This is a genomic window from Rathayibacter sp. AY1F2, from assembly GCF_002930885.1.
GTDB lineage: Bacteria > Actinomycetota > Actinomycetes > Actinomycetales > Microbacteriaceae > Rathayibacter.
On the sequence record NZ_PSVG01000004.1, the window covers coordinates 64,446 to 78,322 of the forward strand.

Sequence of the window (13,877 nt, forward strand, 5' to 3'; positions counted from 1 at the left end):
AACCGGTCAGGAGACCGGGGCGAGCAGTGCCACGGGGTAGTCGGCGAGGATCTCGGCGACCGGAGTCACTCCTCCCGCGAAGGTGCGGCCGGTGAGGACGTCCTCCATCGGGTGCCCGGGCAGGACCACGACCGTGCCGTTCCACCCGCCCGAAGCGGCGAGGCCCTCGGGGAGCCTGGTCGCGACGGTCAGCGCGCCGCCGCGGTCGAAGGCGATCGCGTGCTCGGCGGCGGGCCCGATCGCGGGGACGGCGGCGTAGCGGGTGAACAGCTCGGGGCGGTCGCGGCGGAGCCGGAGGGCGCGTGAGGTGACGAGGAGCTTCGCGGCTCCCTCGGCGTCGATCGCGGGCTTCCAGCCGCCGTCGATCCGCTCCAGCAGCGCTCGACGCTGCCCGAAGTCGACCTCGCGGCGGTTGTCCGGGTCGACGAGGGAGGTCTCCCAGAGCTCGCTGCCCTGGTAGACGTCCGGGATGCCCGGGGCGGTGATCTGCACGAGCTTCGCGGCGAGGCCGTTCGACCAGCCGGCGGCCGACACCCGCTCGACGGTCTGCTCGACCAGCCGGCGGACGGCGGGCTCGTCGAACGCCGCGTCGATCGCCGCGTGCATCCGCTTCTCGAGCTGCTCGTCAGGAGCGGTCCAGTGCGTCGAGTCGTCGGCCTCGCGCGACGCCTTCTCGGCGTAGGCGTGCAGGCGCTCGCGGCTCGCGGGCCAGGTCCCCACGACGGCCTCCCAGAGCAGGTGCTCGATCGGGCCGTCGCCGAAGCCGACGAGGGCGTGGAGCTCGCGGAGCGTCGCCGCCCACGCCTCCGGGTCCTCGGCCAGTGCGGTGATGCGGGCACGGGTGTCCTCGCCGCGCTTCGTGTCGTGGGTCGAGAGCGTGGTGAGCGAGGCGGGGAACGAGGCCTGGCGCACGGCCTGGCGGCGGTGGAACTCGACCAGGTCGATCGCGAACTCGTCCGGGTCCGCTCCGACCTCGTTCAGCGAGGTGAGGCGGCTGAAGCGGTAGAACGCCGTGTCCTCGACGCCCTTCGCCATCACCATGCCGGAGGTCTGCTGGAAGCGCACGGACACCGGCGTGTCGGTCTCGCCGAGCGCCGCGGCGACCTCGTCGATGGTCGCGCGGATCTCGGGACGGCGGCGCACGGCGTCGACGCGGGCGTGCTCGAGGTGCTCCGCTCCGTAGGGGAGGTAGCTGCGGTAGACCGGGTAGGTCGCCAGGAGCTCCGCCAGCGCGTCGTCCGCTCCCTCGATGCCGGGGATCAGGCGGGCCAGCCGCAGGACCTCGGAGCGGAGGATGCCGTCGGCGATGCCGCGCTTGGTGTCGTGGATGAGGTCGGCCCACTGCAGCGGGGCGCCCTTCCCCGTGAGCTCGGCGTCGAGGCCCTCCAGCACGGGGCGGGCGTCGGGGTCGACCAGGATGCGGTCGACGTCGGCCAGGGCGTCGTAGCCCGTGGTGCCGACGGTCGCCCAGTGCGGCGGGAGCTCCTCGTCGCCCTCGAGGATCTTCTCGACCCAGACCGGGGCGCCGCCGATCGCGCGGGCCAGGTCGTCGAGGTATCCGCCCGGGTCGGCCAGGCCGTCCGGGTGGTCGACGCGCAGGCCGTCTGCGAGCCCCTCGGTGAACCAGCGGACGATCTCGGCGTGCGAGGCGTCGAACACCTCGGGCCGCTCGACCGTGATGGCGGCGAGGGTGTTCACCGCGAAGAAGCGGCGGTAGTTCAGCTCGGCGTCGGCGCGGCGCCAGTTCACGAGCTCGTAGCTCTGGCGCTCGTGCACCGTGCGGCCGGAGTCGCCGGGCTCGGCGGTGCCGGGCGCGATAGGCAGGCGGTTCTCGTAGTAGTGCAGCTCGTCGCCGACGACCTCGAGCGCGTCGAGCTCGCTGTCGCTGTCTCCCTCGCTCGCACCGTCGCCGAGGATCGGCACGCGCAGCTTCCCGCCCCCCGCCTCCCAGTCGATGTCGAAGGCGGTGGCGTAGCGGGAGGACTTCCCGTTCCTCAGCAGGTCCCACCACCACGAGTTCTCGCTCGGGGTCGCGACGCCCATGTGGTTGGGGACGATGTCGATGAGGACGCCGAGGCCCTCCGCCCGCGCCGCGGCCGAGGCGTTCGCCAGGCCGGCCGCGCCACCGCGGTCGGGATCGACCTCGGTGTGGTCCACCACGTCGTAGCCGTGGTCCGAGCCGGGCTCGGCCTTCAGCAGCGGCGAGAAGTACAGCCAGTCCGCTCCGAGCGCGCGCACGTAGTCGGCGACGCGGGCGGCGTCGTCGAGGTCGAACGCCGACCGGATCTGGAGGCGGTAGGTGGAGGCGGGCAGACGCACGTCAGGCTCCTGTCGAGGGTGCGGTCGCGGAGTCGGTCGACTCGGCGTGGGGGCTGGTGGGTCCCGTCGAGGAGACGATCGGGATGGCCGAAGTGGCGGCCAGGGACGCGAGCGAGGCGGCGACCGAGTGGTCGACCTCGGGCTCGGGCGTGCTGTGCTCCTGGAGGATGACGAGCGACTTCGCCTGGACCGTGAGCATCGCCCCCGCCGGACGCGGGATCGAGTCCGCCTCGGCGCCGGCGGTGTCGACGAGGACGCTCCACTCGAGCGCGTACTCGTCGCTCGGGATCGCGAACTCGACGTCGACGTCGTCGGCGTTGAAGTACAGGAGGAAGCTGTCGTCGGTGACGGGGCGCCCGCGCTGGTCGCGCTCGCGGATCCCGTTGCCGTTGAGGTAGATGCCCACCGATCGGCCGAGACCGGAGTCCCAGTCGGACGGGGACATCTCGGTGCCGGCGGCGGTGAACCAGACGATGTCGGGCAGGGGCTCGCCGTCGCCGCGCAGGACGGGGCGGCCGTCGAAGAAGCGCATGCGGCGGAAGGTCGGGTGCTCGGCGCGCAGGCGGATGAGCGCCGCGGTGAACTCGAGCAGCGGCCGGTCGGCGTGCGCCCAGTCGATCCAGGTCAGCTCGCTGTCCTGGGCGTAGGTGTTGTTGTTGCCGTTCTGGGTCCGGCCCAGCTCGTCGCCGTGGAGGATCATCGGAACGCCCTGGGAGATCAGCATCGTCGCGAGGAAGTTCCGCTGCTGGCGCGCCCGGAGCGCGAGCACCCGCGGGTCGTCCGTGGGCCCCTCCATGCCGTGGTTCCAGGAGCGGTTGTGCGACTCGCCGTCGTTGCCGTCCTCGCCGTTGGCGTCGTTGTGCTTCTCGTTGTACGAGACCAGGTCCCGGAGGGTGAAGCCGTCGTGCGCCGTGACGAAGTTGATCGAGGCGACCGGGTAGCGGCCCGAGTGCGCGTAGAGGTCGGCCGAGCCGGTGAGGCGCGAGGCGAACTCCCCCAGCGTCGACGGCTCGCCGCGCCAGAAGTCGCGGACCGTGTCGCGGTACTTGCCGTTCCACTCCGTCCACTGGGGCGGGAAGTTGCCCACCTGGTAGCCGCCGGGCCCGACGTCCCACGGCTCGGCGATCAGCTTCACCTGCGAGACCACCGGGTCCTGCTGGACGAGCTCGAAGAAGGTGGAGAGCCGGTCGACGTCGTAGAACTCGCGTGCCAGCGCCGAGGCGAGATCGAAGCGGAAGCCGTCGACGCGCATCTCCGTCACCCAGTAGCGCAGCGAGTCCATGATGAGCTGGAGCGAGTGCGGGTGGCGCACGTTCAGGGTGTTCCCGGTGCCGGTGTAGTCCATGTAGTAGCGCTTGTCGTCGTCGACGAGGCGGTAGTAGGCCTCGTTGTCGATGCCGCGGAACGACAGGGTGGGGCCGAGGTGGTTGCCCTCCGCCGTGTGGTTGTAGACCACGTCGAGGATGACCTCGATGCCGGCCGCGTGGAGCGCCTTCACCATGCTCTTGAACTCCTGGACCTGCTGGCCCTGGTCGCCCGTGGAGGAGTAGGTGTTCTGCGGTGCGAAGAAGCCGATCGTGTTGTAGCCCCAGTAGTTCGAGAGGCCCTTGTCCATCAGCGTGGAGTCGTTCACGAACTGGTGCACGGGCATGAGCTCGATCGCCGAGACGCCCAGGTGCTTGAGGTGGTCGATCACCGCGGGGTGGGCGACTCCGGCGTAGGTGCCGCGGAGCTCCTCCGGCACGTCGGGGTGCGTCTTGGTGAGCCCCTTCACGTGCGCCTCGTAGATCACGGTGCTGTCGTAGGAGGTCCGCGGGCGGCGGTCACCGGCCCAGTCGAAGAAGGGGTTGATGACGACGCCCATCATCATGTGCGGCGCCGAGTCCTCGTCGTTCGTCGAGTCCGGGTCGCCGAAGGTGTACGAGAAGAGGGACTGGTCCCAGTCGATCTCCCCCGAGATCGCCTTCGCGTAGGGGTCCAGCAGCAGCTTGTTCGGGTTGCAGCGGTGGCCGGCATCGGGGTCGTACGGTCCGTGGATGCGGAAGCCGTAGCGCTGGCCCGGCTGGACCTGCGGGAGGTAGCAGTGCCAGACGTAGGCGTCCGACTCCTGGATCTCGACGCGCGTCTCGGTGCCGTCCTCCGCGAAGAGGCACAGCTCGACGCGATCGGCGATCTCGCTGAACAGGGCGAAGTTCGTGCCGCTTCCGTCGAACGTCGCGCCCAACGGGTAGGCGGTTCCGGGCCAGGTCTCCACGAGACTCCTCAGGGGATTGTTCTCGGGCAGTCCGGGAGACGCCGATGTGCGGTCTGCGGATGCCCGACGTCGGGGGTGATGGTCCGTCACTTCCACGACGGACCGACTGCTCAGCTTAGCGAGCGTGTCTCGAGCATTCCCCTGACGGTCAGCGCTCATCGCGCGGTCCTCCTCCGGTGGTCACGACCGGCGGCCGGAACCGCCGTCCGGTTCGTCCTGCGGGCGCGTGAGCGGGCAGGTCGTTCCGGTGGGTCACGCTCGAACAGTACGGTCGCGCCCGGTCCGCCGGGGAGGGCTGGCGCCGCGCCGGGTGCATCGGCTAGAACGCGCCGGAGGGGCTGTCCGGCCCACGCGGAGGGGCCGGCCGGGCTGGGCGGGAGCAGCGATCGGCCCCGTCGTCAGGGCCACGTCGCCACGGACCGGGGTGCCGCACCGCGATCAGTGCGAGCCGAGCCTGCGCCGCAGGAGATCGATCCGCGCCTGCAGCTGGGTCACGCTCGCCTGCGCCACCGCGGGTCCGCCGCAGAGCCGGCGCAGCTCGGTGTGCACCTGGCCGTGCGACTCGCCCGTCCCCCGTGCCCACAGGCCGACCAGGGAGTTGAGCAGGCTGCGCTGCTCCTTGAGCGTGCGGTAGAGCGGTGCCGGGATCTCGCTCACCGGCTCGGCCGGGGCCGCCGCCCCCGCGCGGCTGCCGGCGCGCTTGGCCTGCCGCTGCTGCCGGTGCTGGAGGAGCTCCCGCACCTGGTCGGGCTCGAGGAGCCCCGGCAGGCCGATGAAGTCGAGCTCCTCCTCGCTCTCGACCTCGACCTCCATCCCGAACTCGGCGCCCTCGTAGACGACGCGGTCGAAGGTGGCGGCCGAGCCGATCGACTCGAAGCGGCCCTCCTCCAGGAGATCGGAGGACGCCTTGTCGCTGCGCTCGGCGTCGGCCATCAGGTCGGCCTCGGGGTACTCCTCGTCGTCGGAGGTCCTGCGGTCGAGGGCGTGATCGCGCTGCAGCTCCATCGAGCCCGCCAGCGCGAGCAGGCCGGGCACGTTCGGGAGGAACACCGAGGCGGTCTCGCCGCGGCGCCGCGCGCGCACGAAGCGGCCGATCGCCTGGGCGAAGAACAGAGGAGTCGACGCCGATGTCGCGTAGACGCCGACGGCGAGCCTCGGCACGTCGACGCCCTCGGAGACCATGCGGACCGCGACCATCCAGCGACCGGTGTCCTTCGCGAACTCCTCGATCCGGTCGCTCGCCTCCTTCTCGTCGGAGAGCACGACGGTGACGGTCTCGCCGCTGATCTCGCGGAGCATCGCGGCGTAGGCGCGCGCGGTGTAGTGGTCGGTCGCGATGACCAGGCCGCCGGCGTCGGGCACGGCGCGCCGCACCTCGGTGAGGCGGGTGTTCGCGGCGCGGAGGACAGAGGGGATCCAGTCGCCCTTCGGGTCCAGCGCGGTCCGCCAGGCCTGCGAGGTGATGTCCTTGGTGTTGCCCTCGCCGAGCCGCGCCTCCATCTCGTCGCCGGCCTTCGACTTCCAGCGCATCTGCCCGGCGTAGACCATGAACAGCACCGGCCGGACGACGCCGTCCGCGAGCGCGCGGCCGTAGCCGTAGGCGTAGTCGGTGAGCGAGGTGCGGATGCCCTCCTCGTCCGGCAGGTAGCTGACGAACGGGATCGCCGCCGTGTCCGAGCGGAACGGCGTCCCGGTCAGCGAGAGCCGGCGGACGGCGGGCTCGAAGGCCTCGCGCACCGCGTCGCCCCAGCTGAGCGCGTCGCCGGCGTGGTGCACCTCGTCGAGGATGACGAGGGTGCGCCCGGACAGGGTGAGCTCGCGGTGGAGCTCGGCGCGGACCGCGACCTGCGCGTAGGTGACGGCGACGCCGTGGTAGTGGCGGGCGTGGCGGCCCATGCGGTTGGTGAAGGTCGGGTCCAGGCGGATGCCGACGCGGTGCGCGGCCTCGGCCCACTGGCGCTTGAGGTGCTCCGTCGGCGCGACCACGGTGATCCGGTCGACCGTGCGGTTGTGCAGCAGCTCGGCGGCCAGCCGCAGCGCGAAGGTGGTCTTGCCCGCGCCCGGGGTCGCGGCGGCCAGGAAGTCGCGCGGCTCGTGCTGGAAGTAGGCCTCGAGCGCCTCCGCCTGCCAGGCGCGGAGCTTGTTCGCGGTACCCCACGGTGCCCTGCCCGGGAACGACGGGGACAGGTGCTCAGCGGCGGAGGTGCCGACCTGATGACCGAAGCTCGAGGGACTGTTCACGTGGACCGAATCTAGCCGACGCCTCCGACAGCGGCTCGGTCTCCGCGGCCCGCCGGGAGGCGCACGGCGTGTCGCGCCGTGCCACCGGCGGCCTGGTGCGGAGCATGATGGAGGGATGGTCGAGCAGCGTCATCCGTGGTCCCGCTACGTCGCCCTGGGCGACTCCTTCACCGAGGGGATCGGCGATCCCGAGCCCGGCAGCCCCGGCGGGCACCGCGGCTGGGCGGACCGCGTGGCGGAGGTCCTGGGCAGCCAGAACGAGGACTTCGCCTACGCCAACCTGGCGGTGCGCGGCCGCCTCCTGCAGCAGATCGTCGACGAGCAGGTCGAGCCCGCCCTGGAGCTGCGCCCCGACCTCATCACCATCTCCGCGGGCGGGAACGACGTCATCCGCCCGGGGACGGACCCCGACGACATCGCGTCCCGCTTCGAGTCGGGCCTCGCCCGGCTCCGCTCCGACGGGGCGACCGTCGTCCTCTTCACCGGAGTGGACGTGGGCTTCTCCCCCGTGTTCGGGCGGATCCGCGGGAAGGTCGCGATCTACAACGAGAACCTGCGGGCGCTGGCCAAGCGGTACGACTGCATCGTCGCCGACCAGTGGTCCCTCCAGGAGATCCAGGACGTGCGGATGTGGGCGCCGGACCGCCTGCACCTCAACCCGCACGGCCACCACGAGGTCGCGCGCATGGTCCTCGAGTCGCTGAACGTCGAGAACGACCTGCGCCCCCTCGCCCCGGAGCCGCTGCACGCCCGCACGTGGCGTGCCGCCCGCACGGAGGACATCCAGTGGGCGCGGGAGTACCTCGTGCCGTGGGTGCTGCGCCGAGTCCGCCACCAGTCCTCCGGCGACTTCATCACCGCCAAGCGGCCCTCCGCCGAGCGCTGGAGCATCGATCCCGCGGCCTCGGAGCCGGGCTCGGTCGTGCCGGGCAACGCCACGCCGGAGGAGGTCGCCGAGGACATCGCGACCGCCGGCGTGCGGATCGTCGGCGACCGGGCCGCGGATCCCCTGGCCTGATCCGCTCCCGGGAGGCGGCGGCTCGCCCCGCGCTCAGCCGAACAGCTCGGCCGGGTGGCCGAGGCGCCAGGCGAAGCCCGGGTCCTCGATCGACCCGTCGGCGACGAGGGGAAGCTCGTACGGGGTGCCGTTGACGTCGACGGTCGCGGTCCCCACGCGCTCGCCGTCGGCGACGGTCTCGAGCGGATCGAGGGCGACCGTGGTCGACGTCGAGACCGCACCCCACACCAGCACGGACCGCGCCTCCGCGGTCTCGGCCGTCGCCGTCTCCCCCCAGGCGCTCGTGAGGGTGCCGTAGTCCTGGCCCTCGACGGTCAGCGGGACGGTCCGGAAGCCCGCCTCGACGGTCGGGACGAGGGTCAGCACGTCCGCGGCGAGCTGCGGGTGCGTGCGCGCGCCCACCACCACGCCGACGAGGGTGACCGGCCGGCCCTCGACGGTCGCGTCGAGCGAGAACAGCAGGCACGAGCCCGCCTCGTCGGTCGTCCCCGTCTTGATACCGTCCACTCCCGAGCGGCCGAGGAGCGAGTTGGTGTTGTCGACCTCGCCGACCCCCGGGATGACCGCGGTCGGCGTCGCGACGATCGGAGCGAGCACCGGGTCCGCGATCAGCAGCTCGCCCAGGCGCACCATCTCGGCCGTCGTGCTGACCGTCGCCGGCGAGAGCCCGCTGGTGTCGGCGAGGGAGGTCCGCTCGAGCCCCTGCCCGTCGAGCCAGCCGCGCGCCGCGGCGAGGAAGGCGTCCTCCGAGCCGTACGCCCAGATCGCGAGGGACTTCGCGTAGTTGTTCGCGGACGGGAGCATCATGGCGGTCAGCGCCTCCCGCTCGGTCAGCTGCAGACCCGCGGTGACCGGAGCGTTCGAGCCGTTCTCGGCCAGGGTGTCGTTGTAGTACTGCACGTCCGCGCTCGTGAAGGTGATGGTCTCCCCGTCCGTCCCCTCTGCGATCGGCTTCGCCGCGAGGACGACGAGAGCGGTGACGACCTTGGCGATGCTCCCCGTCGGCACGGTTCCGGTGGAGCCGTAGCGGGCGAGCAGCCCGTCCTCCTCCGTCCCGTCGATGCCCACGGCCGCCACGGCGCCGGAGCCGTAGGCCGGCCAGGCCGGAGCGGGCGCGTCGACGGTGCTCGAGACGGGGTCCACCGCGACGGCGCTCGCCGTCGGCAGCTCCGCGGTCGCCGCGTTGGTCGCGTAGGCACCGCCTCCGCCGACCAGCACGGTCGCGGCGACGAGACCGGCGACGACCGCCCCGCGCCGTCGACGCGGTCGCGGCTCCGGCGCGGCGGGCTCCCCGAACAGGTCGAGGGCGTCGTCGGATCGGGTCGGGGAGGTCACCCCGTCATCGTACGGGCGGGCCTCTCACCCGTCCCGGACGCCGCCCCGTCGTCGGACGCGGCGGGTGACGCGCGGCACCGACCCCGATCCAGCGGCGGGAGCGTCAGCAGCAGGTCACCGCGGGGCCGCCGAGCGCCGGAGCCGGGCGGTCAGCGCCCGCGGGTCAGCGCCCACAGTGCGACGGCGCTCGCCGAGGCCACGTTGAGCGAGTCGACGCCGTGCAGCATCGGGATGGTGACGACGGTGTCCGAGGCGTCCAGCGCCGCGCGGCTGAGCCCGTCCCCCTCGGCGCCCAGGACGATCGCGACGCGCTCGGGGCGAGCCGCCGCGTACTCGTCGAGCGGCACCGCGTCCGGAGCGAGCGCCAGCGCGGCGACCGAGAACCCGGCCTCCTCCAGAGCGCGGCGAGCCGGTGCCCACTCGGGGGTGCGCGTCCACGGCACCTGCAGGACCGTTCCCATGCTCACCCGGACGCTGCGCCGGTACAGGGGGTCCGCGCACCGCGGCGTCACGAGCACCGCGTCCGCGCCCATGCCGGCCGCGGCGCGGAAGACGGCGCCGACGTTGGTGTGGTCGACCAGGTCCTCCAGGATCACGACGAGGCGCGCGCCCTCCAGCAGCTCGGCCATCGGCCGCAGCGGCGGACGGTGCATCGAGGCGAGCGCTCCGCGGTGGAGGTGGAACCCGGTCAGCTCCTCGATCAGCGGATCCGGCGCCACGAAGACCGGCACCTCGGGATGACGCTCGAGCACCCCGGCCGCGTCCGGCAGCCGCTTCTCCTGCACCAGGACCGAGCGGGGACGGTGCCCGGCGTCGAGCGCCCGCTCGATCACCTTGGCGGACTCGGCGATGTACAGACCGCCCTCCGGCTCCAGCACCCGCCGCAGCGCCACGTCGGTGAGGCGGTGGTAGTCGGCGAGGAGCGGGTGGTCGAGGTCGGTGATGTGCACGATCGGCATCCCGGCAATCTAGGGCACGGCGCGGACTAAACTCGTCCAGGGGCCGCTCGAACGGCCCTCGAAGGAGGCGCGGATGGAGTCGAGTCCGACACCGGTCGCCGAGGGCCCCGAGGCGCTCGCGGTCGAGCAGGCCGTCGAACTCCTCAGCGGGCGCCGCATCGCCGCCGTCACCGGCGCGGGCATGAGCACCGACTCGGGCATCCCCGACTACCGCGGAGCCGGGGCACCGGTGCGCAGCCCGATGACCTACTCCCAGTTCGTCGCCGACCCCGACTACCGCCGCCGGTACTGGGCCGGCAGCCAGCTCGGCTGGCGCCGCTTCACCAGCACGCTCCCCAACGACGGCCACCGGGCCCTGGCCCGGCTGGAGGAGCGCGGCCTGCTCACGGGCGTCGTCACCCAGAACGTCGACGGCCTGCACGTCCGGGCCGGCTCGCGCCGCGTGGTGGATCTGCACGGCTCGGCGGACCGTGTGCGCTGCATGACCTGCGGCCAGTACTTCGCGCGCGACGCGGTGGCCGAGCGGATCGAGGCGCTCAACCCCTGGCTCGACGACCCCGACGTCTCCTCCCTCAACCCCGACGGCGACGCCGAGGTCCACGACGTCTCGGCGATGACCGTCCCCGAGTGCACGGTCTGCGGCGGGATCCTGAAGCCGGACATCGTCTTCTTCGGCGAGTTCATCCCGACCGAGCGGTTCGAGGAGGCGCGCGCCATCGTCGCGGGCGCCGACGCGCTGCTCGTGGCCGGCTCGTCGCTCGTGGTCAACTCCGGCATCCGCTTCCTCGAGATCGCCCGTCGCGCCCGGATGCCGATCGTGATCGTCAACCGCGGCACCACCAAGGGCGACTCGCGCGCGAGCATCAAGATCGACGGCGGCACCAGCGAGGTGCTCCGCGAGCTCGCCGAGCGCCTGCCCGCGCGCCGCACCGCCGCCCTCTGAGCTCCCGCCCGCTCCGCACCCGACCTCCCGAGAGGCCCCTGTGACCCAGCTCACCCTCGTCCGCCACGGCCAGACCGACTGGAACGCCGCCCGGCGCATCCAGGGCAGGAGCGACATCCCGCTCAACGCGACCGGGCGCGCCCAGGCGCGGGCGGCGGCGCGGCTGCTCGCCGACCGGCGCTTCGACGCGGTGGTCGCCAGTCCGCTGCAGCGCGCCTTCGACACCGGAGCGATCATCGCGCGCGGTCTCGGACTCGACGAGCCGCTGGCGGTGCCGGGCCTGGCCGAGCGCGCCTACGGCGAGGCGGAGGGGATGACCGGTCCCGAGCTCGCCGAGCGCTTCCCCGGAGGCATCGAGCGCGCGCCGATCCCCGGCTGCGAGACCCGCGCCGAGGTCGTCGAGCGGGCGACCGCCGCGCTGCTCGAGGTGGCCGAGCGCTTCCCCGACGCGTCCGTCGTCGTCGCCACGCACGGTGCGGTCATCGGCAGCCTGATCCGCGCGCTCAGCAGCGAGGACCTCCCCGTGCACGGCGTCTCGGTCGGCAACGGCTCCCGGCACGACTTCGCGATCGTCGACGGGGCACTGCGCATCGTCGGCGTCGACGACTCCGGCGACGTGGTCGTGGCGGACGTCGACCTCGACGACGTGCTCAGCCCGGCCCCGGGAGCCTGACGGCCCGCCTCCCGAAGGCGGTCCGATCGCCGGACCGCGTCAGCGCCGGCCGAGGTCCTGCAGGAGCCCGAAGAGCACCCGGGCGGAGTCGCGCCAGGAGAAGGCCGCGGCCCGCTCCCTCGCCCGGGCCGAGTGCGTCCGCCACACGGCGCCGTCCTCGAGCGACCGCACGCCGTCCGCGATGCCCTTCGCGCTCGACGGGTCGACGTACACGGCGGCGTCCTGGGCGATCTCGCGGAAGATCGGGATGTCGCTCACCACGACCGGCGTCCCGAGCGCCATCGCCTCGACCAGCGGGATCCCGAAGCCCTCGTCCCTGCTCGCCGTCACGAGAGCGGTCGCCCGCGCGAGCACCGCACGGTACTCCGCGTCCGGCGCCCCCTGGTGGAACACCAGCTTCGCGGTCGGCGCCAGGGCCCGGAGCGTCTCGACGGTCTCGTCGCTCGCCCGGCTCATCAGGTGCAGCTCGTAGTCGGGCAGCAGCCGCATCGCGCGCGCGAGCGTCTCGACGTTCTTGTAGGGCATGAACGAGCCCATGTAGACGAGCGAGCGCGCGGCCGACCGGTCGGGCAGCGATCCCGCCAGAGCGGCGCTCGCCTCGTCGGGCTCGGTCGCCGCGTTCGGGACGACGACCACCGGCCGGGTGGTGAGGCGGTGGGAGCGGATCAGGTCGCGGGTCGTCTCCGAGACGGTGACGACCGCGTCGGCGCGCTGGAGGAGCCTCCGCTGCGGCCACCAGGCGAGGTGGTAGAGCCGCCAGAGCGCGCGCACGGGAGCGGCCAGGTCGCGCGGCGGAGTGCGGTGGCGGTAGTAGATGAGGTCGTGCACGGTCAGGACGAGCCGGTAGCGGCGGCCGAGCGAGCCCATGGTCTGCATCGGCGAGAAGACCACGTCGGGCCGCAGCCGGTTCACCAGCAGCGCGACGAACGGCTCGAACGGGCTGGTCGGCCCGGTCACGCGCTCCCACGGGAGCGACGGGAGCATCGCGAGCTGGCGGCGGTCGCTGATCAGCATGGTCACGTCGTGCAGCTTCGCGAGCTCGCGGACGAGCTCCGCGGTGTAGCGGCTGATCCCGTCGTGCCGCTCGAGCCGGGTGTACCGGCAGTCGACGACGATCCTCATCGGTCGATCCCCTCCTCGAGGGCCGTCCGCAGCACGGCGGCGGCCTCGTCCGGCGTCTCGTAGTGGATCAGGTGGCCGACTCCGTCGATGACGTGCAGGCGGGCGTGCGGCAGCCTCTCGAGCAGGCGGTACTGCGCCGGGAGCGGAGTGATGTCGTCCTGCGCCGCGGCGATCAGCTGCGTCGGCACGCCGATCCGGGAGGCGTACTCGCCGACGTCGTGCGAGACGGAGGCGCGGAACGCCTCGAGGACCGTGTCGCGGGAGGCGAAGGCGCTGAAGTAGCGGTCGTGCTGGTCGTGCACGAAGCGTCGCAGCGCCGGCTCCTTCGTCTTCACCATCGCCAGGCTCATCACCCGCACGATCAGCGGGTCGCTGAGCAGGCGGCGTCCGAGGGGCCCCGGCAGGAGCGCGCCGAGCCGGTAGTAGAGGACGGCGAGCCTGGTCAGGACGCCGCGCGGACCCTGCAGGGCGGGCGCGCCGATCGGGTTGACCAGCACCAGGAGCGGAGCGGGCAGCCCGTCCGCGACGGCCGCGGCCGCGACGATCGAGCCGAAGGAGTGGCCGAGGACGGCCGCCTCGCCGCGGAGCCCCAGCGCGTCGAGGAAGGAGCCGAGCCAGGAGGCGTAGCCGTCCACGTCGTGCGGCAGGCGCGTCATCGGGGTCGAGGCGCCGAAGCCGGGCAGGTCGGGAGCGACGACCCGCACGTCCGCTCCCCCGGCGAGCAGACGGGCGACGACGGGCTCGAGGCCGTGGTGCTCGCCGCGGAACCCGTGCACCAGCACGAGGACGGTCGAGGCGTCCGGAGCGCCGTAGGTCCAGTAGGCGGTGCGGGATCCGGCGACGTCCACCGCGGCCTCGCGGACGGGGACACGGCCGAGATCGGAGGCGTAGGGGGAGGGAGTGGTCATCGCGTTCCTTATCGTAGGGAAACCCCGTCGAAGATCTGGCCGCAACGCCTTGCGTGGCCTCGATCCGAGCCGGGAGCATGATCACGCGCTCGCAACACGGCGCAC

General features: G+C 72.9%; 10 protein-coding genes. 3 read left to right on the forward strand and 7 right to left on the reverse strand.

Annotated features, from left to right (window positions below; all coding sequences use genetic code 11):
• Positions 1-6 precede the first annotated feature (6 nt).
• From treY to C5C54_RS04685, 3 genes are all read right to left on the reverse strand, one after another.
• Entirely contained in the window at positions 7-2,319 is a 2,313-nt protein-coding gene (gene treY, locus C5C54_RS04675; RefSeq protein ID WP_104287898.1) for a malto-oligosyltrehalose synthase, read from the reverse strand.
• A 1-nt stretch (position 2,320) separates the two neighbouring features.
• A complete protein-coding gene (gene glgX, locus C5C54_RS04680; RefSeq protein WP_104287899.1) occupies positions 2,321-4,573 on the reverse strand; it encodes a glycogen debranching protein GlgX in 2,253 nt (750 codons plus the stop codon).
• Positions 4,574-5,011: 438 nt separating this feature from the next.
• Entirely contained in the window at positions 5,012-6,814 is a 1,803-nt protein-coding gene (locus C5C54_RS04685) for a DEAD/DEAH box helicase (RefSeq protein WP_104273057.1), read from the reverse strand.
• Between the two features lie 115 nt (positions 6,815-6,929).
• Here C5C54_RS04685 and C5C54_RS04690 point away from each other — a divergent pair, with 115 nt between their 5' ends.
• Positions 6,930-7,832 (forward strand): SGNH/GDSL hydrolase family protein, encoded by a 903-nt coding sequence (locus C5C54_RS04690; RefSeq protein ID WP_104287900.1) that lies wholly within the window; start codon positions 6,930-6,932, stop codon positions 7,830-7,832.
• A 33-nt stretch (positions 7,833-7,865) separates the two neighbouring features.
• On the opposite strand, the gene C5C54_RS04695 is transcribed toward C5C54_RS04690, so the two are convergent.
• Together C5C54_RS04695 and C5C54_RS04700 are read right to left on the reverse strand one after the other, a co-directional pair.
• Complete coding sequence (locus tag C5C54_RS04695) at positions 7,866-9,167, reverse strand: D-alanyl-D-alanine carboxypeptidase family protein (protein WP_104287901.1); 1,302 nt, start codon at positions 9,165-9,167, stop codon at positions 7,866-7,868.
• 149 nt (positions 9,168-9,316) lie between these two features.
• Positions 9,317-10,126 carry an RNA methyltransferase gene (locus C5C54_RS04700; RefSeq protein ID WP_104232619.1) on the reverse strand — a complete coding sequence of 270 codons (810 nt, stop codon included), beginning with the start codon at positions 10,124-10,126 and terminating at the stop codon, positions 9,317-9,319.
• Positions 10,127-10,199: 73 nt separating this feature from the next.
• Here C5C54_RS04700 and C5C54_RS04705 point away from each other — a divergent pair, with 73 nt between their 5' ends.
• Positions 10,200-11,069, forward strand: a complete 870-nt coding sequence (locus tag C5C54_RS04705) for a Sir2 family NAD-dependent protein deacetylase (protein WP_104250355.1) — start codon at positions 10,200-10,202, stop codon at positions 11,067-11,069.
• Between the two features lie 40 nt (positions 11,070-11,109).
• Positions 11,110-11,742 carry a histidine phosphatase family protein gene (locus tag C5C54_RS04710; protein WP_104232621.1) on the forward strand — a complete coding sequence of 211 codons (633 nt, stop codon included), beginning with the start codon at positions 11,110-11,112 and terminating at the stop codon, positions 11,740-11,742.
• A 39-nt stretch (positions 11,743-11,781) separates the two neighbouring features.
• Here C5C54_RS04710 and C5C54_RS04715 read toward each other — a convergent pair whose 3' ends face one another.
• Together C5C54_RS04715 and C5C54_RS04720 are read right to left on the reverse strand one after the other, a co-directional pair.
• On the reverse strand, positions 11,782-12,864 hold the full coding sequence (locus C5C54_RS04715) for a glycosyltransferase family 1 protein (protein ID WP_104225279.1): 1,083 nt from the start codon (positions 12,862-12,864) through the stop codon (positions 11,782-11,784).
• Positions 12,861-13,772: an alpha/beta fold hydrolase gene (locus tag C5C54_RS04720; RefSeq protein ID WP_104250357.1), complete on the reverse strand. Its 912-nt coding sequence runs from the start codon at positions 13,770-13,772 to the stop codon at positions 12,861-12,863. The genes C5C54_RS04715 and C5C54_RS04720 overlap by 4 nt, the downstream gene beginning before the upstream one ends.
• Positions 13,773-13,877 lie beyond the last annotated feature (105 nt).

What these genes read in the sequence shown, in the direction of transcription:
- C5C54_RS04690 (WP_104287900.1), top strand. Translation starts at nt 6,930, where the DNA reads ATGGTCGAGCAGCGTCATCCGTGGTCCCGCTACGTCGCCCTGGGCGAC.
- C5C54_RS04705 (WP_104250355.1), top strand. Translation starts at nt 10,200, where the DNA reads ATGGAGTCGAGTCCGACACCGGTCGCCGAGGGCCCCGAGGCGCTCGCG.
- C5C54_RS04720 (WP_104250357.1), bottom strand. Translation starts at nt 13,772, where the DNA reads ATGACCACTCCCTCCCCCTACGCCTCCGATCTCGGCCGTGTCCCCGTC.
- C5C54_RS04700 (WP_104232619.1), bottom strand. Translation starts at nt 10,126, where the DNA reads ATGCCGATCGTGCACATCACCGACCTCGACCACCCGCTCCTCGCCGAC.
- C5C54_RS04715 (WP_104225279.1), bottom strand. Translation starts at nt 12,864, where the DNA reads ATGAGGATCGTCGTCGACTGCCGGTACACCCGGCTCGAGCGGCACGAC.